The organism is Pseudomonas sp. St29 (assembly GCF_001547915.1).
Lineage (GTDB): Bacteria > Pseudomonadota > Gammaproteobacteria > Pseudomonadales > Pseudomonadaceae > Aquipseudomonas.
Map to the genome: position 1 here is coordinate 57,693 of NZ_AP014628.1, position 18,080 is coordinate 75,772.

Genomic DNA, 18,080 nt, shown 5'->3' on the forward strand with positions numbered 1-18,080 from the left:
TCGTGCCGGATAATTCTGGAAAATTCACCAAATCCGACAGAGAGGCTGAATCATGAGTGACAAGGATAAACAGCCGTTGGCTGCGTCGGCTCCCGCACCCACCGAGGTTGCCGAAACCGCCGATGCAGCGCTGCAGCATATCGTTGACGGCTTTTTGCATTTCCATCATGAAGTCTTCCCGCAGCAGGAAGAGTTGTTCAAGAAACTGGCCACGGCCCAGCGGCCACGGGCGATGTTCATTGCCTGTGCCGATTCGCGCATCGTTCCCGAACTCATCACCCAAAGCTCCCCGGGCGACCTGTTCGTGACCCGCAACGTGGGTAACGTGGTGCCGCCTTACGGGCAGATGAACGGTGGTGTGTCCACGGCGATCGAGTACGCGGTGCTGGCCCTGGGGGTGCATCACATCATCGTCTGCGGGCATTCGGACTGCGGCGCCATGCGTGCGGTGCTCAATCCCCAGAGCCTGGAGAAGATGCCCACGGTCAAGGCCTGGCTGCGCCATGCCGAAGTGGCGCGGACCATGGTCCACGAGAACTGCGATTGCGCCGACGAGTCGTCCAGCATGCATGTGCTGACCGAAGAGAACGTCATCGCCCAGTTGCAGCACCTGCGCACCCACCCTTCCGTGGCCTCGCGCATGGCCAACGGCCAGTTGTTCATCCATGGCTGGGTCTACGACATCGAAACCAGCTCGATCAAGGCCTACGACGCGGATAAGGGTTGCTTCCTGCCGCTCGATGGCAGCCATCCGATCCCAGTGGCGACGCCCAAAGCGCGCTTCTGAATCCCCCTAAATCCCCCTGAGTGGTTGTAGCCAGGGCTGCCGTTTGGCAGCCCGGCTTTGCCACGCCTGAAGAAAATGTCGGGAGATGCGTCATGCGTGCAGCACAGCTGAAAAATGTCCTGCCCCGGGAGCTGCTGGCTTCGGTGGTGGTGTTCCTGGTGGCCCTGCCCCTGTGCATGGGGATTGCCATCGCTTCCGGTCTGCCACCGGCCAAGGGGCTGATTACCGGGATCATCGGTGGCCTGGTGGTGGGCTGGTTGGCGGGCTCGCCGTTGCAGGTCAGCGGCCCGGCCGCCGGGCTGGCGGTGCTGGTGTTCGAACTGGTGCGCCAGCACGGCGTGGCCATGCTCGGGCCGATCCTGCTGTTGGCCGGGTTGCTGCAATTGCTCGCCGGGCGCCTGCGTCTGGGCTGCTGGTTCAGGGTCACGGCGCCGGCGGTGGTCTACGGCATGCTGGCGGGTATCGGGGTGTTGATCGTGTTGTCCCAGGTGCATGTGATGTTCGATGCCGCGCCCCTGGCTTCGGGGCTGGACAACCTCCTCGGCTTGCCCCGGACCCTGGCCCAGGCCTTGCCGAGCCTGGGCTGGCAGGCCGGCCTGCTGGGGCTGTCGACCATGGCGCTGATGTGGGGCTGGGACCGGTGGCGGCCCCGGGCACTGCGATTCATTCCCGGTGCCTTGCTGGGGGTGGGACTGACGACCCTGGCCAGCCTGCTCCTGGCCCTGGAAGTGAAGCGGGTCGAGGTGCCTGCCAACCTGGCCGAGGCCATCGACTGGCTGCGCCCCGCCGACCTGCTCGATCTGGCGGACCCGACCCTGCTGGTGGCGGCCTTCGCCGTGGCCTTCATCGCCAGTGCCGAAACCCTGCTCTCGGCGGCGGCCGTGGATCGCATGCACAGCGGGGTGCGTTCGGATTTCGACCGGGAACTCTCGGCCCAGGGCGTGGGCAACATGCTCTGCGGCCTGCTGGGCGCCCTGCCGATGACCGGGGTCATCGTGCGCAGCTCGGCCAACGTCCAGGCCGGGGCCCAGACCCGTTTCTCGACGGTGTTCCATGGTCTGTGGCTGCTGGCTTTCGTGTTGCTGCTGTCCAGCGTGCTGCAGAGCATTCCGGTGGCGAGCCTGGCCGGGGTGCTGGTCTATACCGGCTGCAAACTGGTGGACCTGAAGGCCTTTCGCGGCCTGGGGCGTTACGGGCGCATGCCGATGTTCACCTACGCGCTGACGGCCCTGGCGATTGTCTTCAGTGATCTGCTGACCGGGGTGCTGATCGGCTTTGCCCTGACTCTGGCCAAGCTGGCGTTCAAGGCTGCGCGCCTGAAGATCAGCCTGATCGGGCTGGAGCGCGAGGGCGAGCTGGAGTTGCGCCTGGTGGGCGCGGCGACCTTTCTCAAGGTCCCGGCCCTGACGCGGGTGCTGGCGACGATTGCACCGGGCAGCACCGTGCATGTGCCGCTCAATCACCTGAGCTATATCGATCACGCCTGTCTGGAGTTGCTGGAGGAATGGGCACGGGCCAACAGCGCCAGGGGCTCGAAGTTGTTGATCGAGGCGCGGGGTTTGCGGCGGCGTCTGGAGGGGCGGCTGAGCCCGGCCGGTGTCGTGGGCGCGGTGCCGGTACGCAGTTGAGTCGGCGAGGAGGTTGGCCCCTTCGCCACAAGGCCCGGAGCGAGCCTTGCTGGCGAGGAGTGGGGTCAGGCGGCGGGCTGGTCCAGTTCCAGTTCCACGCCCAGCTGGCGCGACAGGCAGGGCCAACGCTTCCAGGCGGCCTCGGTGTCCGGGCTGTTGAGTGTGTCGCGGTAGGCTTCCACCGATTCCAGGGCGAAGCTCTCTTCGTTGAGCATGGCGTCGACGGCGTGGTGCACCGCTTCATCCAGCTGGTTGGCGAAGGTTTCGCCGATCAGTTGGTGGGCGATGAGGTTGGCGACCGTCATGTCCAGGGGGATCAGCGGACGGCCGAAATGCTTGATGTACAGGTCGTTGACTTCCTCCACCAGGCGCAGGGCCAGGTAGGCTTCGTCCAGCAGGCTGTCGAGGCCGACGTGGCCCTCCATGATGGCCGGCGGCTGGAGGAAGAATTGCTCGGCGATCTTCAGTACCGGCTTGATCTGCGACTCGATGCCGGCTTCGCGGGCCACCGCGTTGGCGGCGTCCAGCAGGTCCGGAACCTGGTCGATGTAGGCGCTGACGAAACGGGTCAGGACGCCCTTGGCGTCGACTTCGGGCAGCTGGATGGAGGGGTGCAGGTGAGGCAGTTGCGTTTCCAGCTGACGGGTCAGAAGGCCCGTGCTGGCTTCGTGTTGCTGGGCCAGCTGGATCTGCTCGCGCAATGCGACGGTGTTCATGAAAACTCCAGGGACAAGGACATGAATAGGGAGCACATAAGTTAGCGTGCTTACAAAAGCGGTTAAGACGCATTTGTCATAATTATTTCATGCTTAGTCATCGCGGTTATATCGTTGTGTGCGCCCCTGCTCCCGACCCCTTTCGCGCCGTGGCCTGCAAAGGCCTTTTCCGGCGTTTCAGGTGATTTTCGCCAGCGCGTTGCGAGGTGAGAGTCGCTGTCTATACTCGCCAAGGAATGAAGTTAGCTGATGACGCTCGACTGCAAACGCAGCGAGGCCCCGGCCGGTTTAAGTTCGTAGTCTAGGCAGCCGCTCCCTTGCCGCAGGTGTTGAGCCTCCGGGATAACAAGAACGATAAGGGGAACCCGCAATGATGCGACATCCACATGTCTGGATGGGCCTCCTGTTGTGGTCGGTATTCAGCCAGGCGCAAGCCGCCTGGACGGTGAATATGACGCCTGGGGCGACCGAGATAAGCCACGCGGTATTCGACCTGCACATGACCATCTTCTGGATCTGTGTGGTGATCGGGCTGATCGTCTTCGGCGCGATGTTCTGGTCGATGATCGTGCACCGTCGCTCCACCGGCCAGGTCCCGGCCCGCTTCCACGAAAGCACCACGGTGGAAATCCTCTGGACCATCATTCCCTTCCTGATCCTGGTGGCCATGGCCGTGCCTGCCACGGCAACGCTGATCAAGATGTACGACACCAGCGAGCCGGACGTGGACATCCAGATCACCGGCTACCAGTGGAAGTGGCACTACAAGTACCTGGGCCAGGATGTGGAGTTCTTCAGCAACCTGGCCACTCCCGCCGAGCAGATCCACAACAAGACCGCCAAGGGCGAGCACTACCTGTTGGAAGTCGACCAGCCGCTGGTGCTGCCGGTGGGGGCCAAGGTGCGCTTCCTGGTGACCGCCGCCGATGTCATTCACTCCTGGTGGGTGCCGGCCTTCGCGGTCAAGCGTGACGCCATCCCCGGCTTCGTCAATGAGGCCTGGACCCGGGTCGACAAGCCCGGCATCTACCGCGGCCAGTGCGCCGAGCTGTGCGGCAAGGACCATGGCTTCATGCCGATCGTGGTCGAGGTCAAGAGTCAGGCCGACTACGACACCTGGCTCGGCGAACGCAAGGCCGAGGCGGCCAAGCTCAAGGAGCTGACCAGCAAGGAATGGACCCTGGACGAGCTGGTGGCCCGTGGCGACAAGGTCTACCACACCACCTGCGTCGCCTGTCACCAGGCCGAGGGCCAGGGCCTGCCACCGATGTTCCCGGCGCTCAAGGGCTCGAAGATTGCCACCGGTCCCAAGGAGGCTCACCTGAGCCTGGTGTTCCACGGCAAGCCGGGCACCGCCATGGCGGCGTTCGGCAAGCAGCTCTCGGAAGTCGACATCGCCGCCGTGGTCACCTACGAACGCAACGCCTGGGGCAACAACAAGGGCGACATGGTGACGCCCAAGGATGTCCTGGCGCTGAAACAGGCGGAAAGCAAATGAGCCGGTTCATCGAGTATTTGCGCAAGCGGTCGCGGCACGTCGCTGCCGATCATCCCGTCCATTCGCTCGCAGGAGACAGGACATGAGTGCTGTGATCGATGACCACGGCCACGCCGGCCATGATGACCACGCCCATGGTCCCGCCAAGGGCCTGATGCGCTGGGTACTGACCACCAACCACAAGGACATCGGCACCCTGTACCTGTGGTTCAGCTTCTGCATGTTCCTCCTCGGCGGCTCGTTCGCCATGGTGATCCGCGCCGAACTGTTCCAGCCCGGGCTGCAGATCGTCGAGCCGGCGTTCTTCAACCAGATGACCACCATGCACGGCCTGGTGATGGTCTTCGGTGCGGTGATGCCGGCCTTCGTCGGCCTGGCCAACTGGATGATCCCGCTGATGATCGGTGCCCCGGACATGGCCCTGCCGCGGATGAACAACTTCAGTTTCTGGTTGTTGCCGGCGGCCTTCCTGCTGCTGGTCTCGACCCTGTTCATGCCCGGTGGCGGGCCGAACTTCGGCTGGACCTTCTACGCCCCGCTGTCCACCACCTACGCCCCGGAAAGCGTGACCTTCTTCATCTTCGCCATTCACCTGATGGGCATCAGCTCGATCATGGGCGCGATCAACGTGATCGCCACCATCCTCAACCTGCGTGCCCCGGGCATGACCCTGATGAAGATGCCGCTGTTCGTCTGGACCTGGCTGATCACCGCCTTCCTGCTGATTGCGGTGATGCCGGTGCTGGCCGGTTGCGTGACCATGATGCTGATGGACATCCACTTCGGCACCAGCTTCTTCAGTGCCGCCGGCGGCGGCGACCCGGTCTTGTTCCAGCACGTGTTCTGGTTCTTCGGCCACCCCGAGGTGTACATCATGATCCTGCCGGCCTTCGGCGCGGTCAGCTCGATCATCCCGACCTTCAGCCGCAAGCCGCTGTTCGGCTACACCTCGATGGTCTATGCCACCGGGGCGATCGCCTTCCTGTCGTTCATCGTCTGGGCGCACCACATGTTCGTGGTCGGCATCCCCCTGGTGGGCGAACTGTTCTTCATGTACGCCACCCTGCTGATCGCCGTGCCCACCGGGGTCAAGGTGTTCAACTGGGTGAGCACCATGTGGCAGGGCGCGCTGACCTTCGAGACGCCGATGCTGTTCGCCGTGGCCTTCGTCATCCTGTTCACCATTGGCGGTTTTTCCGGGCTGATGCTGGCCATCGCCCCAGCGGACTTCCAGTACCAGGACACCTACTTCGTGGTGGCGCACTTTCACTACGTGCTGGTGCCGGGAGCGATCTTCGGGATCTTCGCCTCGGCCTATTACTGGCTGCCCAAGTGGACCGGGCACATGTACGACGAAACCCTGGGCAAGCTGCACTTCTGGCTGTCCTTCGTCGGCATGAACATGGCGTTCTTCCCCATGCACTTCGTCGGGCTGGCGGGCATGCCGCGGCGGATTCCGGACTACAACCTGCAGTTCGCCGACTTCAACATGGTCTCCTCCATCGGCGCCTTCACTTTCGGCGCCACGCAGATCTTCTTCCTGTTCATCGTCATCAAGTGCATTCGCGGTGGCAAACCGGCCCCGGCCAAGCCGTGGGAAGGCGCCGAGGGCCTGGAGTGGAGCATCCCTTCGCCGGCGCCCTACCACACCTTTGTCACCCCGCCGGAAGTGAAATGAACAGCCGTGTTGTAGGAGCGAGCTGGCTCGCGAAGGCGTCGGGCCAGGCGCTGGAAGGCGTCGCCCGGTTCGCCGGCAAGCCGGCTCCTACAGGTTCGGGAGGAGGTTGAGATGGCCGAGATCTCGCTGAAGAAACTGGTGACCCGCCTGTTGCTGGTGGTGACGGCGATGTTCGTCTTCGGTTTTGCCCTGGTGCCGATCTACGACGTGATGTGCAAGGCCCTTGGGATCAACGGCAAGACCGGCGGGCAGTACGCGGACCAGAGGCAGCAGGTGGATGAGTCGCGCCAGGTGCGGGTGCAGTTCCTGTCCACCAACGCCATCGACATGGTCTGGGATTTCTATCCCAAGGCCGATGACATCGTGGTCCATCCCGGGGCGGTGAACGAGATGATCTTCATCGCCCGCAACCCCAGTGATCATCCGATGAGCGCTCAGGCCATCCCGAGCATTTCCCCCAGCAGCGCGGCCATGTACTTCCACAAGACCGAGTGCTTCTGCTTTACCCAGCAGGTGCTGCAGCCCGGGGAGAAGATCGAGATGCCGGTGCGTTTCATCGTTGACCGCGACATGCCCAAGGATGTGAAGCACCTGACGCTGGCTTACACGCTGTTCGATATCACCGCGCGTCATCCACCGGTGGCGGCGGCTGCCAAGACCGGTGGATAGACGATCTGGCGTGCCCGATAAGGAGAACGACCCATGGCGACTCATGAGCACTATTACGTTCCGGCCCAGAGCAAGTGGCCGATCATCGCGACGGTGGGCATGTTCGTCACCGTGTTCGGCCTGGCGACCTGGTTCAACGATCTGAAGGCGGCGCGCCCGGAATCCCATGGGCCACTGATCTTTTTCGTTGGCGGCCTGCTGCTGGCCTACATGCTGTTCGGCTGGTTCGGCGCGGTGGTCAAGGAGAGTCGCGCCGGGCTGTACAGCGCCCAGCTCGATCGCTCGTTCCGCTGGGGCATGAGCTGGTTCATCTTCTCCGAAGTGATGTTCTTCATGGCCTTCTTCGGTGCGCTGTTCTATGTGCGGCACCTGTCCGGGCCCTGGCTCGGCGGTGAGGGGCACAAGGGCATCGCCCATATGCTCTGGCCGAACTTCGAGTTCGTCTGGCCACTGCTCAACAACCCCGATCCGAAACTCTTTCCACCGCCCAAATCCACCATCAGCCCCTGGGGCCTGCCGCTGCTCAACACCGTGCTGCTGGTCAGTTCCAGCGTCACCGTGACCATCGCCCACCATGCCCTGAAGAAAGGCCATCGCGGTGCACTGAAGATCTGGCTGGCGCTGACCGTGCTGCTGGGCTGCGCCTTCCTCGGTTTCCAGGCCGAGGAATACATCCACGCCTATCACGAACTGGGTCTGACCCTGGGCTCGGGGATCTACGGCGCGACCTTCTTCATGCTCACCGGGTTCCACGGGGCCCACGTGACCATCGGCACCTTGATCCTGTTCGTGATGCTGATGCGCATCATGCGCGGGCATTTCGACGCCGAGCATCAGTTCGGCTTCGAGGCGGCCAGTTGGTACTGGCACTTCGTCGACGTGGTGTGGATCGGCTTGTTCGTCTTCGTCTACGTGCTCTGAGGCGCTGTTCAGGAGTTGCTGCGCCCTACCAGGGCGCGTGGGAAACCAGCTGGCCGCTGAAGAAACCCCAGGCGATCAAGCCCAGGGTGATCGCGGCCAGGCACACCCGAACACTCAGGGCGGTCACCAGGCGCTTGGATTGGCTGTCGTCCTTGACCAGAAAGAACAGGCCGCTGAACAGGCTGATCACCGTGGCAATCAGCATCAGGACGATGGCTGCTTTGAGCATGCTGGGACTCCGGGGGGAACGCGATGTACAGCAGTATAGCGAGTGGATTTCTCAAGCTTGCGGGCCGGTCATGAAAGGCTTCCGGCCCGGCGTCGTGCCGACCCTGGTGGTGCTGTTGCTGCTGCCGGTGCTGGTTTACCTGGGCTTCTGGCAACTGGGGCGCGGCGAGCAGAAGCGCCAGCTGCTGGCCAGTTACGCCGAGCGCCGTGTGGCCCCGCCGGTGCCGCTGCTGGAGTTGCTGGGCGCCGAGGATCCGGCCTTTCGCCGCCTGCGCCTGTACGGCCATTTCGATGTCGAGCACAGCCTGCTGCTGGACAACCGTCTGCACGACGGCCAGGCCGGGGTCGAGTTGCTGCAACCCTTCCTCGACCAGACCAGCGGGCGCTGGCTGCTGGTCAATCGGGGCTGGCTGCCCTGGCCCGACCGGCGCACGCCACCGGTCTTCAGCACCCCGGAGCAGAGCCTGAGCCTGGATGCCTGGGTCTACGTTTCTCCGGGAGCGGTGTTCCAACTGCATGCCGACCCGGCCGCTGCGCGCTGGCCGCGGCTGATCACCGCCGTGGCCCCGGAGGCACTCTGGGCCGAGCTGGATCGCAGTGGCTTCAACCACGAGGTGCGCCAGGAGTCCGGTCCGGGTGCCTACCTGACGGCTTGGCCGGTGGTGGCCATGGGACCGGAAAAACACCAGGGCTACGCCGTGCAGTGGTTTGCCATGGCCCTGGCGCTGTTTGCCCTCTACCTCTATTTCGGCTGGCACAACGCACGGGAGAAACGCCATGGGAACGGCCATGAATCCACCCAACATCTCTGACGTTCCAGCAGCCAACCGGCGCCGCGGCCGCTGGCAGCTGATCCTGATCCTGCTGATGGTGATCGGTCCGATGATCCTGGCCACCGGCATGTACAAGCTGCAGTTCTGGGTGCCGGAAAGCCGCAGTTACCACGGCGAGCTGATCGGCAACGGCCAGACCCGTGCGCAGATCGGCGTGCAGTCCGAGGAGGATCGCTGGCAGATCCTGGTCACCGCGCCCAAGGCCTGCGAGGCGGACTGCCAGCAACTGGTGTACCTGGCGCGGCAGATCCAGGTGGCCCTGGGGCGCGACGCTTCCCGGGCCAGCCATGCCCTGGCCAGTGCCCAGCCGCTGAGTGCCGAGTACGCCGCCAGGCTGCAGCGTGAATACCCGCAGCTGCAACGCTATCCCCTGGACCTGGCGACCTTCGCCAAGGGGGTTCACGACCCGGAGGCGCCGCAGCTGTGGATAGTCGATCCCCACAGCAACCTGGTGCTGCGTTATGACGCTCGGGTCAACGGCAAGGACCTGCTCAACGACCTGCGCCATCTGCTGAAACTGTCGAACATCGGATAAGGGCATCGTCATGGCCAAACCTGGATTTCGCCTCGCGTTGTTAGCCACCTTGCTGGCCCTGATCGTGGTGTTGCTCGGCGCCTACACCCGGCTGACCCATGCCGGGCTGGGCTGTCCGGACTGGCCCGGCTGCTACGGCTTTATCAGCGTGCCGCAAAGCGAGGCGCAGCTGGCCCATGCCGAGCGGCACTTTCCCGATACCCCGGTGGAGGCCCACAAGGGCTGGAACGAGATGATCCACCGCTACTTCGCCGGCACCCTGGGGCTGTTGATCGTGCTGCTGGCGGCCCGCGCCTGGAGCCATCGCCGGCATCCCGGGCAGCCGCTGAAGCTGCCGCTGTTCCTCCTCGCGGTGGTGTTCGCCCAGGCGGCCTTCGGCATGTGGACGGTGACCCTCAAGCTCTGGCCCCAGGTGGTCACCGCGCATCTGCTGGGGGGCTTTGCCACCTTGAGCCTGCTGTTCCTGCTGACCTTGCGCCTGTCCGGCGTGCTGCCGGCGCTGATCGTGCCGCGGCGCCTGCAGTACTGGGCCACGGCCGGGCTGGTGCTGGTGATCGGGCAGATCGCCCTGGGCGGCTGGGTCAGTTCCAACTACGCCGCCGTGGCCTGCATCGACCTGCCCACCTGCCATGGCCAGTGGTGGCCGAACATGGACTTTGCCAACGGCTTTCACCTGACCCAGCACATCGGCCCCAACTACCTGGGCGGGCAACTGGACAGTGACGCCCGAACCGCCATCCACATGACCCACCGGCTCGGCGCGGTGTTGGTGACCCTGGTGTTGCTGGGGCTGGCCTGGCAACTGCGGCAGACCGGCATGACCCGTCTGGCCGGGCTGGTGCTGCTGGCCCTGGGGGCGCAGATCAGCCTGGGCCTGAGCAACGTACTGTTCCACCTGCCTCTGCCGGTGGCGGTGGCGCACAACGCCGGCGGCGCGGCGCTGCTGCTGACCCTGGTGCTGGTCAACTATCACGCTCGTACCAGCCTGGTGCAGGCCCGGGATCGCCTGCCCCTGGGCTGGCGTCTGAGCCCGCGCAAACAGGTGGCCGGTCCCATCACCATCAAAGGAGAGATGCCATGGCGACTCTGATTGGCGAACGTCAGCAGCCCCGGGCGATCTGGCGTGATTATCTGGAGCTGACCAAACCCAAGGTGGTGGTGTTGATGCTCATCACCTCCCTGGTGGGCATGTTCCTTGCCACCCGCGCCGGGGTGCCGTGGACGGTGCTGGTGTTTGGCAACCTGGGCATTGCCCTGTGCGCAGGTGGCGCGGCGGCGGTGAACCATGTGGTGGACCGGCGCATCGATGCGCTGATGGCCCGGACCCACAAGCGGCCCCTGGCCGAAGGCCGGGTTTCACCCCGGGCCGCCCTGGCGTTTGCCCTGTGCCTGGCCCTGGCCGGGCAGGCCCTGCTGCTGGCCTTCACCAATCCGCTGACGGCCTGGCTGACCCTGGCCTCCCTGCTGGGCTATGCGGTGGTCTACACCGGCTTTCTGAAGCGCGCGACGCCGCAGAACATCGTGATCGGCGGGCTGGCCGGCGCGGCCCCGCCGCTGCTGGGCTGGGTCGCCGCCACCGGGCACCTGAGCGCCGAACCGCTGTTGCTGGTGCTGATCATCTTCGCCTGGACCCCGCCGCACTTCTGGGCCCTGGCGATCCATCGCAAGGAGGAGTACGCCAAGGCCGATATTCCGATGTTGCCGGTGACTCACGGCGAGCATTACACCAAGGTGCACATCCTGCTCTATACCTTTGCCCTGCTGGCGGTGAGCCTGCTGCCCTATGCCATTCACATGAGCGGCGTGCTGTACCTGGTGTGCGCCCTGGTCCTGGGCGGGCGCTTCCTGCAATGGGCCTGGGTGCTGTACCGTGGCACTCGGCCGCACGCGGCGATCAACACCTTCAAGTACTCTATTTATTACTTGTTCCTGCTGTTCATCGCCCTGCTCGTAGACCACTACCTACTGTTGAACCTATGACTCGAACTCAGAAAACCGTCTTTATTCTCGTTGCGCTGGTGGCCCTGGTCCTGGGGCTGACCGTCAACAAAGTACTGTCCGGCAAGGGTCAGGGTGATCCCACCGCATTGATCGATGCCGGCATCATCCTCCTGCCCCAGAGCCGCACGCTGCCGGCGGTGAAGATGCTCGACCAGGATGGCCAGCCCGTGGTGATCGATGAGTTGAAGGGCAAATGGTCGCTGCTGTTTTTCGGCTACACCTTCTGCCCGGACATCTGCCCCACCACCCTGGCGCAACTGCGGCAGATCAAGAGCGAGCTGCCCAAGGAGGCGGTGGACAAGCTGCAGGTGATCCTGGTCAGCGTCGACCCCAACCGCGATACGCCGCAACAGCTCAAGCAGTACCTGGGCTACTTCGACAAGGACTTCAAGGGACTGACCGCCGCTTCGGTGGAAGATCTGCAGAAGCTGGCCAATGCCGTGAGCATTCCGTTCATTCCGGCGGACACCAGCAAGCCCAACTACACCGTGGACCACAGCGGCAACCTGGCGGTGATCGGTCCGGACGGTCGCCAGCGCGGCTTTATCCGCGCACCGCTGAACAACCAGAAGCTGGTGGCGCAGCTGCCGGTGATGTTGCAGCGCCAATGACGCGGCATGCTTGAACTGCTGAACTGCTGAACTGCTGAACTGCTGAACTGCTGAACTGCTGAACTGCTGAACTGCTGAACTGCTGAACTGCTGAACCCTGTAGCCGCTGCCGCAGGCTGCGATCGGCCTCGAAGAGGACGCGTGCTCTTCGAGGCCCTCGGAAGGCGCTTCGCGCCTTATCGCAGCCTTCGGCAGCGGCTACAAACAAAACGGGGCGCCCCAAGGCGCCCCGTTTGTGTTTCTGCAACCGATCAGAATGCCGGCACGATCGCGCCTTTGTACTTCTCGATAATGAATTGCTTCACTTGCGGGCTGTGCAGGGCCGCGATCAGTTTCTTCATGGCGTCCGAGTCCTTGTCATCAGGACGGGCCACCAGGATGTTCACGTAAGGCGAGTCCTTGCCTTCGATCACCAGGGCGTCCTTGGACGGGTCCAGCTTGGCTTCCAGGGCGTAGTTGGTGTTGATCAGGGCCAGGTCGACCTGGGTCAGCACGCGCGGGATGGTGGCGGCTTCCAGTTCACGGAACTTCAGGTCCTTGGGGTTCTCGGTGATGTCCTTGACGGTGGCCAGGATGCTGTTGGAATCCTTGAGCTTGATCAGGCCGGCCTTGTCCAGCAGCAGCAGCGCGCGGCCGCCGTTGGTGGCGTCGTTGGGGATCACCACGGTGGCGCCGCCCGGCAGTTCGGACAGTTGCTTGTACTTGCTGGAGTAGGCGCCCAGGGGCTCCACGTGCACGCCGGCCACGCTCACCAGCTTGGTGCCCTTGGTCTTGTTGAACTCATCCAGGTACGGCTGGTGCTGGAAGAAGTTGGCGTCCAGGCGTTTCTCGGCCACTTGCACGTTGGGCTGCACGTAGTCGGTGAAGACCTTGACCTTCAGGTCCACGCCTTCTTTGGCCAGGGCCGGTTTGACGAACTCCAGGATCTCGGCGTGGGGCACCGGTGTGGCGGCCACGGTCAGGGTTTCGGCGGCGTGCGCGGAGAACGCGGCAACGGCTGCGAAAGCGACGAGTAGTTTTTTCATCGAACAAGCTCCTTGTAAGTCGCCCGACCCCGGGCACCTGCCGGCCAGGGCCGGCGTTTGCAATTATTTGCGGGAAAAATGCACCACCAGCTTATCGCCGACGGTTTGCAGAACCTGAACCAATACAATCAGCAGCACCACGGTCACCACCATCACATCGTCCTGGAAGCGCTGGTAGCCATAACGGATAGCCAGATCGCCGAGGCCGCCGGCACCCACGACACCGGCCATGGCGGTGTAGCCGACCAGGGCGATGGCGGTGACCGTGATCGCCGCGATGATACCCGGGCAAGCCTCGGGCAGCAGGGCGTTCATGATGATCTGCCGGGTGGTGGCGCCCATGGCCTGGGTGGCCTCGATGATGCCGCGATCCACTTCACGCAGCGCGGTTTCCACCAGTCGGGCGAAGAAGGTGGAGGCGCCCACCACCAGCGGCGGAATGGCCCCCGCCACACCCAGGGAGGTGCCGGTGATGAGGATGGTGGTGGGAATCATCACGATCAGCAGGATGATGAACGGCAGCGAGCGGATGGCGTTGACCACGAAGCCCAGGACCGAATAGACATTTTTCTGTTCCAGCAACTGCTTTGGGCTGCACAGGAACAGCAGGACGCCCAGCGGCAGGCCCACCAGTACGGTGAAGAACAGGGACGTGCTGAGCATGACCATGGTGTCGCTGGTCGCCACCCCGATATCGGCCCAGTCAACGTTGTCGAAGTAATGCAGTAAGCCGCTCATTAGCGCAGCACCTCCATGTGGACATCCGCTGCGGTGAAGCGGGCGAAGGCCGCTTCCATGTCACCGCCGGTGATGGCCAGGGTCAGTTGCCCGTAAGGGGTGTCTTTGATGCGGTCGATGCGTCCGGCGAGGATGCTGTAGTCGACCCCGGTCTCCCGGGCCACGGTGCCCAGCAACGGCGCGTAGGTGGCCTCGCCCTGGAAGGTCAGGCGCACGATGCGCCCCGGCACATGGGCGAAGTCGTCGCGCTGCTCGTTCTCGTCGATCTGCTCGTCTTCCTGGACGAAACGCTTGGTGGTCGGGTGCTTGGGGTGCAGGAACACCTCGGCCACCGGCCCCTGTTCGACGATGCGGCCGGCGTCCATCACCGCCACCTGATCGCAGACGCGACGGATCACGTCCATCTCATGGGTGATCAGGACGATGGTCAGCTTCAGCTCGCGGTTGATCTCGGCCAGCAGTTGCAGGACCGAGGCGGTGGTCTGCGGATCGAGGGCGCTGGTGGCTTCGTCGCACAAAAGGATCTTCGGCTTGGTGGCCAGGGCGCGGGCGATGCCGACGCGCTGCTTCTGGCCGCCGGACAGCTGCGCCGGGTATTTCTTGGCGTGGTCGGCCAGGCCGACCCGATCCAGCAGCTCGGCTACGCGACGCTCGATGTCGCTGCGTGACAGCTCGCCGGCCAGGGTCAGGGGCAGCGCGACGTTGTCGGCCACGGTCTTGGACGACAGCAGGTTGAAGTGCTGGAAGATCATCCCGACCTGCTGGCGGAAGCGGCGCAGGCCGTTGGCATTCAGCGCGGTGACCTCTTCGCCGTCGACGATGATCTGACCGCCGCTGGGGTTTTCCAGGCGGTTGATCAGGCGCAGCAGGGTACTTTTGCCCGCCCCGGAATGACCGATCAGGCCGAACACCTGGCCATTCTCGACCCGAAGACTGGTCGGGTGCAGGGCGGGAATATCCTTACCGGCGACCCGGTAGGTTTTATGGACGTTTTGAAACTCGATCACGTAGCGAACCTTGTGGGGCGCGTTAGAAAAGGATCAGCGGTTAGCCGGGCGCGCATTTTAGCCTGTCCGTATAGAGGTTCTTAGCATTTATTTCGCGAACATCCTGCCATTTGGCGATAACGCGATCAAAGGTCATAAAAAAGGAACGCTCGCCGTTTCTCGTCAGTCACTACTTAAGCCACTCGAAAGCCCCAGGTACCGTGCCTGTGGGCCTATGTTCACGAAGCCCCGGCGCGCCAGGGATTTCGCCAACGAGGAGTTCTTGCCTGATGAGTACGAAAAAGCCCAATGCCCCGAAAAGCCAGATGGCCGGGACCGATACCCTGGACCGCGGCAACAGCAACCGCAAGTTGCAGAGCCTGGAGCCGTTCCGCTCCGATGCCACCGGCCAGGCCTTGCGGACTAATCAGGGGGTGAAAGTCGCCGACAACCAGAACAGCCTGAAACTGGGCGCCCGCGGGCCTTCGCTACTGGAAGACTTCATCATGCGGGAGAAGATCACTCACTTTGACCATGAGCGGATCCCCGAGCGCATCGTTCATGCCCGCGGCGTCGGTGCCCATGGTTACTTCCAGAGCTACGACAATCATTCGGCGCTGACCAAGGCCGGTTTCCTGCGTGATCCGCAGAAGAAGACCCCGGTGTTCGTGCGCATTTCCACGGTCCAGGGGCCAAGAGGCTCCGGCGATACCGTGCGCGATGTCCGGGGTTTTGCAGTGAAGTTCTTCACCGACGAGGGCAACTTCGATCTGGTGGGCAACAACATGCCGGTGTTCTTCATCCAGGACGCGATCAAGTTTCCCGACTTCGTGCATGCCGTGAAGCCCGAGCCCCACAACGAAATTCCCACCGGCGGCTCGGCCCACGACACCTTCTGGGACTTCGTCTCCCTGCAGCCGGAGTCGGCGCACATGGTGATCTGGGCCATGTCCGATCGGGCCATTCCGAAAAGCCTGCGCAGCATGCAGGGCTTTGGCGTGCACACCTTTCGCCTGATCAACGCCGAGGGGCGCGCAAGCTTCGTCAAGTTCCACTGGCGGCCGGCGGTGGGCACCTGTTCCCTGGTCTGGGACGAGGCGCAGAAGCTCGCGGGCAAGGACACCGACTTTCATCGCCGCGACCTGTGGGACGCCATCGAAACCGGGGATTACCCGGAGTGGGAGTTCGGCGTGCAGATCATCGCCGAAGAGGACGAACACAATTTCGACTTCGACATTCTCGACCCCACCAAGCTGATCCCCGAGGAGCTGGTGCCGATCACGCCCCTGGGCAAGATGGTGCTCAACCGCAACCCCGACAATTACTTCGCCGAAACCGAGCAGGTTGCCTTTTGCCCGGGGCACATCGTGCCGGGGATCGACTTCTCCAATGACCCGCTGCTGCAAGGGCGGCTGTTTTCCTACACCGATACCCAGATCAGTCGCCTGGGCGGGCCGAACTTTCATGAACTACCGATCAACCGTCCGCTGACCCCGCTGCACAATGGGCAACGCGACGCCATGCACCGCAGTACCATCGACAAGGGCCGGGCAGCCTATGAGCCGAACTCCATTGATGGTGGCTGGCCCAGAGAAACCCCGCCGGCGGCCCAGGACGGTGGCTTCGAGAGCTACAACGAGCGCATCGATGCCCACAAGATCCGCCAGCGCAGCGAGTCGTTTGGTGATCACTTCTCCCAGGCGCGGCTGTTCTTCAACAGCATGAGCAAGCACGAGCAGGAACACATCATCGCGGCCTACAGCTTCGAGTTGGGCAAGGTCGAGCGGCCGTGGATCCGCGAGCGGCAGGTCAACGAGATCCTGGCCAACATCGATCTGCAACTGGCCGCGCGCGTGGCGGAAAACCTCGGCTTGGCGGCGCCGAAGCAGGCCACGGTGGCCGAGCGCAAGACCGCATTGACCCGCTCGCCGGCCCTGAGCCAGGCCAACCTGCTGTCGGGGGATATCAAAACCCGGAAAGTGGCGATTCTGGCGGCCAACGGCGTCGATGGTGCGGCGATCGAAGGGTTGAAGAAGGCCCTCAAGGCCCAGGGTGCTCACGCCAAGCTGCTGGGGCCGACCTCGGCGCCAGTGACCACCGCGGATGGCCAGCGCCTGGCGGTGGATGCCTCCATGGAGGGCTTGCCTTCAGTGGCTTTCGACGCGGTGTTCGTGCCGGGTGGTGCGCAGTCGATCAAGACCCTGAGCGGCAATGGCGTGGTTTTGCATTACCTGTTGGAGGCCTACAAGCATCTCAAGGCCATCGCCTTGCACGGCGAAGCCCGGGAGTTGCTGGACGTGCTCAGGCTGGAGGCGGATGACGGCTTGATTGTGGGGGGCGATGCCAAGGCGCTGAAGGCGTTCTTTGCCGCCATGGCTCAGCATCGGGTGTGGAGTCGGGAGGAAAGGGCCAAGGCGATCCCGGCCTGAGCACGCTTTCGCCGGCCAGCCCGCTCCCGTAGGGAACCGGCTGGCCGACTGAGGCTTTACTGCGCCTTGCGTGGGCTCAAGACCATTTGCGCCGGGACATGGCGCACGATCTGTCTGCTGATTTTCTGTTCGAAGTCCGGATCGAGCTTCTTCACCCGCTTGCTCAGCAGGGTCGACAGCCAAGGGTAGTCCTCGGTGCGCGGCACCTGAATGTGCACATCGCATTGGTAATTCACCACGTCGGCGGCCAGCGCATCGAGCTGCTTACGCAGCTTGCGGATATCGGTGACATTCAGGGCAATGGTGCTGCTCTGGGCGGAAGGATCGATCAGCCGGGCCGCTGGACGCGCCTCGGCGGCCTTCAAGGCGGCTTCGGCCTGTTCCAGCTCGGCCTTGCGCGCATGGGCAATGGCGTTGTTGACCCCTCCAGTCAGCGCCGGTGCCTTGGGCATCAGCGCCCGGGCCCGGCTCAGGGCGGTGGCGGCGGCATTCACGTCACCCTTTTGCAGGACGATCTGGCTGCGTTGCAGGTAGGCCTCGGCAATCTGCCGCTGGTATTGCACCAGCTGCGGGTCGTCAGGGGTTTGTGCCTGCAATGCACTGAGCTGATCTTCCGCTGTCGCCAGCTCGTTGCTGGCAATGTTTTGTTCCAGCTGCGCGATGGCCGTGGCCCGCGCATCGGGGACCTCGGTGGTCGCCGGTGGCGTGCTTTGGCAGGCCCCCAGCAGCAGGGAGAATGCGACAAGGAGCAGATAACGGGAGGCGAACGGCTTCATTCCTGCGACTCTCTAATTGCG

General features: G+C 63.7%; 18 protein-coding genes. 12 read left to right on the forward strand and 6 right to left on the reverse strand.

Translation table 11 applies throughout. The features are described from left to right. Positions 1-52: 52 nt before the first annotated feature. Positions 53-787 (forward strand): carbonic anhydrase, encoded by a 735-nt coding sequence (locus PST29_RS00300; protein ID WP_011058446.1) that lies wholly within the window; start codon positions 53-55, stop codon positions 785-787. A gap of 92 nt (positions 788-879) precedes the next feature. Then, positions 880-2,415: a SulP family inorganic anion transporter gene (locus PST29_RS00305; protein ID WP_060836861.1), complete on the forward strand. Its 1,536-nt coding sequence runs from the start codon at positions 880-882 to the stop codon at positions 2,413-2,415. A gap of 65 nt (positions 2,416-2,480) precedes the next feature. Here PST29_RS00305 and PST29_RS00310 read toward each other — a convergent pair whose 3' ends face one another. After that, positions 2,481-3,131, reverse strand: coding sequence for a hypothetical protein (locus PST29_RS00310; protein WP_060842071.1), 651 nt, complete (start codon positions 3,129-3,131; stop codon positions 2,481-2,483). 370 nt (positions 3,132-3,501) lie between these two features. On the opposite strand from PST29_RS00310, the gene coxB reads away from it, so the two are divergent. The 4 genes from coxB to PST29_RS00330 all read left to right on the forward strand — a co-directional run bounded on the left by coxB (position 3,502) and on the right by PST29_RS00330 (position 7,897). Next, on the forward strand, positions 3,502-4,629 hold the full coding sequence (gene coxB / locus PST29_RS00315) for a cytochrome c oxidase subunit II (RefSeq protein WP_060836863.1): 1,128 nt from the start codon (positions 3,502-3,504) through the stop codon (positions 4,627-4,629). An 82-nt stretch (positions 4,630-4,711) separates the two neighbouring features. After that, positions 4,712-6,307, forward strand: coding sequence for a cytochrome c oxidase subunit I (gene ctaD / locus PST29_RS00320; RefSeq protein WP_060836864.1), 1,596 nt, complete (start codon positions 4,712-4,714; stop codon positions 6,305-6,307). A 111-nt stretch (positions 6,308-6,418) separates the two neighbouring features. Further along, the gene (locus tag PST29_RS00325) at positions 6,419-6,976 is read left to right on the forward strand and encodes a cytochrome c oxidase assembly protein (RefSeq protein ID WP_060842072.1); all 558 of its coding nucleotides are present in this window, start codon (positions 6,419-6,421) and stop codon (positions 6,974-6,976) included. 33 nt (positions 6,977-7,009) lie between these two features. Then, entirely contained in the window at positions 7,010-7,897 is an 888-nt protein-coding gene (locus tag PST29_RS00330) for a cytochrome c oxidase subunit 3 (RefSeq protein WP_060836866.1), read from the forward strand. Between the two features lie 25 nt (positions 7,898-7,922). On the opposite strand, the gene PST29_RS00335 is transcribed toward PST29_RS00330, so the two are convergent. Then, positions 7,923-8,126: a twin transmembrane helix small protein gene (locus tag PST29_RS00335; protein WP_060836867.1), complete on the reverse strand. Its 204-nt coding sequence runs from the start codon at positions 8,124-8,126 to the stop codon at positions 7,923-7,925. Between the two features lie 70 nt (positions 8,127-8,196). Between PST29_RS00335 and PST29_RS00340 the strand changes: the two genes are divergently transcribed. From PST29_RS00340 to PST29_RS00360, 5 genes are read left to right on the forward strand one after another with little or no spacing between them, the layout of a single operon-like run. Continuing rightward, positions 8,197-8,937, forward strand: a complete 741-nt coding sequence (locus PST29_RS00340; protein ID WP_060842073.1) for an SURF1 family protein — start codon at positions 8,197-8,199, stop codon at positions 8,935-8,937. Then, positions 8,903-9,493, forward strand: a complete 591-nt coding sequence (locus PST29_RS00345) for a hypothetical protein (RefSeq protein WP_060845053.1) — start codon at positions 8,903-8,905, stop codon at positions 9,491-9,493. The genes PST29_RS00340 and PST29_RS00345 overlap by 35 nt, the downstream gene beginning before the upstream one ends. Positions 9,494-9,503: 10 nt before the next feature. Next, a complete protein-coding gene (locus PST29_RS00350; RefSeq protein ID WP_060842074.1) occupies positions 9,504-10,583 on the forward strand; it encodes a COX15/CtaA family protein in 1,080 nt (359 codons plus the stop codon). Further along, positions 10,571-11,473, forward strand: coding sequence for a heme o synthase (gene cyoE / locus PST29_RS00355; RefSeq protein ID WP_060836870.1), 903 nt, complete (start codon positions 10,571-10,573; stop codon positions 11,471-11,473). Before PST29_RS00350 ends, cyoE begins: the two co-directional genes overlap by 13 nt. Further along, positions 11,470-12,105, forward strand: coding sequence for an SCO family protein (locus PST29_RS00360; protein ID WP_060836871.1), 636 nt, complete (start codon positions 11,470-11,472; stop codon positions 12,103-12,105). The genes cyoE and PST29_RS00360 overlap by 4 nt, the downstream gene beginning before the upstream one ends. 251 nt (positions 12,106-12,356) lie before the next feature. On the opposite strand, the gene PST29_RS00365 is transcribed toward PST29_RS00360, so the two are convergent. From PST29_RS00365 to PST29_RS00375, 3 genes are all read right to left on the reverse strand, one after another. Then, positions 12,357-13,130: a MetQ/NlpA family ABC transporter substrate-binding protein gene (locus PST29_RS00365; RefSeq protein WP_060836872.1), complete on the reverse strand. Its 774-nt coding sequence runs from the start codon at positions 13,128-13,130 to the stop codon at positions 12,357-12,359. A 63-nt stretch (positions 13,131-13,193) separates the two neighbouring features. Continuing rightward, positions 13,194-13,868 (reverse strand): methionine ABC transporter permease, encoded by a 675-nt coding sequence (locus PST29_RS00370; RefSeq protein WP_060836873.1) that lies wholly within the window; start codon positions 13,866-13,868, stop codon positions 13,194-13,196. After that, entirely contained in the window at positions 13,868-14,875 is a 1,008-nt protein-coding gene (locus PST29_RS00375; protein WP_060842075.1) for a methionine ABC transporter ATP-binding protein, read from the reverse strand. The genes PST29_RS00370 and PST29_RS00375 overlap by 1 nt, the downstream gene beginning before the upstream one ends. 206 nt (positions 14,876-15,081) lie before the next feature. Between PST29_RS00375 and katE the strand changes: the two genes are divergently transcribed. After that, the gene (gene katE / locus PST29_RS00380; protein WP_269768383.1) at positions 15,082-17,283 is read left to right on the forward strand and encodes a catalase HPII; all 2,202 of its coding nucleotides are present in this window, start codon (positions 15,082-15,084) and stop codon (positions 17,281-17,283) included. A gap of 56 nt (positions 17,284-17,339) precedes the next feature. On the opposite strand, the gene PST29_RS00385 is transcribed toward katE, so the two are convergent. After that, positions 17,340-18,059: a PA5502 family lipoprotein gene (locus tag PST29_RS00385; RefSeq protein ID WP_060836876.1), complete on the reverse strand. Its 720-nt coding sequence runs from the start codon at positions 18,057-18,059 to the stop codon at positions 17,340-17,342. Between the last annotated feature and the right edge of the window lie 21 nt (positions 18,060-18,080).

Excerpts from the sequence above, each read along its gene's own strand:
- PST29_RS00300 (WP_011058446.1), top strand. The coding sequence starts at position 53 with ATGAGTGACAAGGATAAACAGCCGTTGGCTGCGTCGGCTCCCGCACCC.
- PST29_RS00305 (WP_060836861.1), top strand. The coding sequence starts at position 880 with ATGCGTGCAGCACAGCTGAAAAATGTCCTGCCCCGGGAGCTGCTGGCT.
- PST29_RS00310 (WP_060842071.1), bottom strand. The coding sequence starts at position 3,131 with ATGAACACCGTCGCATTGCGCGAGCAGATCCAGCTGGCCCAGCAACAC.
- coxB (WP_060836863.1), top strand. The coding sequence starts at position 3,502 with ATGATGCGACATCCACATGTCTGGATGGGCCTCCTGTTGTGGTCGGTA.
- ctaD (WP_060836864.1), top strand. The coding sequence starts at position 4,712 with ATGAGTGCTGTGATCGATGACCACGGCCACGCCGGCCATGATGACCAC.
- PST29_RS00325 (WP_060842072.1), top strand. The coding sequence starts at position 6,419 with ATGGCCGAGATCTCGCTGAAGAAACTGGTGACCCGCCTGTTGCTGGTG.
- PST29_RS00330 (WP_060836866.1), top strand. The coding sequence starts at position 7,010 with ATGGCGACTCATGAGCACTATTACGTTCCGGCCCAGAGCAAGTGGCCG.
- PST29_RS00335 (WP_060836867.1), bottom strand. The coding sequence starts at position 8,126 with ATGCTCAAAGCAGCCATCGTCCTGATGCTGATTGCCACGGTGATCAGC.
- PST29_RS00340 (WP_060842073.1), top strand. The coding sequence starts at position 8,197 with ATGAAAGGCTTCCGGCCCGGCGTCGTGCCGACCCTGGTGGTGCTGTTG.
- PST29_RS00345 (WP_060845053.1), top strand. The coding sequence starts at position 8,903 with ATGGGAACGGCCATGAATCCACCCAACATCTCTGACGTTCCAGCAGCC.
- PST29_RS00350 (WP_060842074.1), top strand. The coding sequence starts at position 9,504 with ATGGCCAAACCTGGATTTCGCCTCGCGTTGTTAGCCACCTTGCTGGCC.
- cyoE (WP_060836870.1), top strand. The coding sequence starts at position 10,571 with ATGGCGACTCTGATTGGCGAACGTCAGCAGCCCCGGGCGATCTGGCGT.
- PST29_RS00360 (WP_060836871.1), top strand. The coding sequence starts at position 11,470 with ATGACTCGAACTCAGAAAACCGTCTTTATTCTCGTTGCGCTGGTGGCC.
- PST29_RS00365 (WP_060836872.1), bottom strand. The coding sequence starts at position 13,130 with ATGAAAAAACTACTCGTCGCTTTCGCAGCCGTTGCCGCGTTCTCCGCG.
- PST29_RS00370 (WP_060836873.1), bottom strand. The coding sequence starts at position 13,868 with ATGAGCGGCTTACTGCATTACTTCGACAACGTTGACTGGGCCGATATC.
- PST29_RS00385 (WP_060836876.1), bottom strand. The coding sequence starts at position 18,059 with ATGAAGCCGTTCGCCTCCCGTTATCTGCTCCTTGTCGCATTCTCCCTG.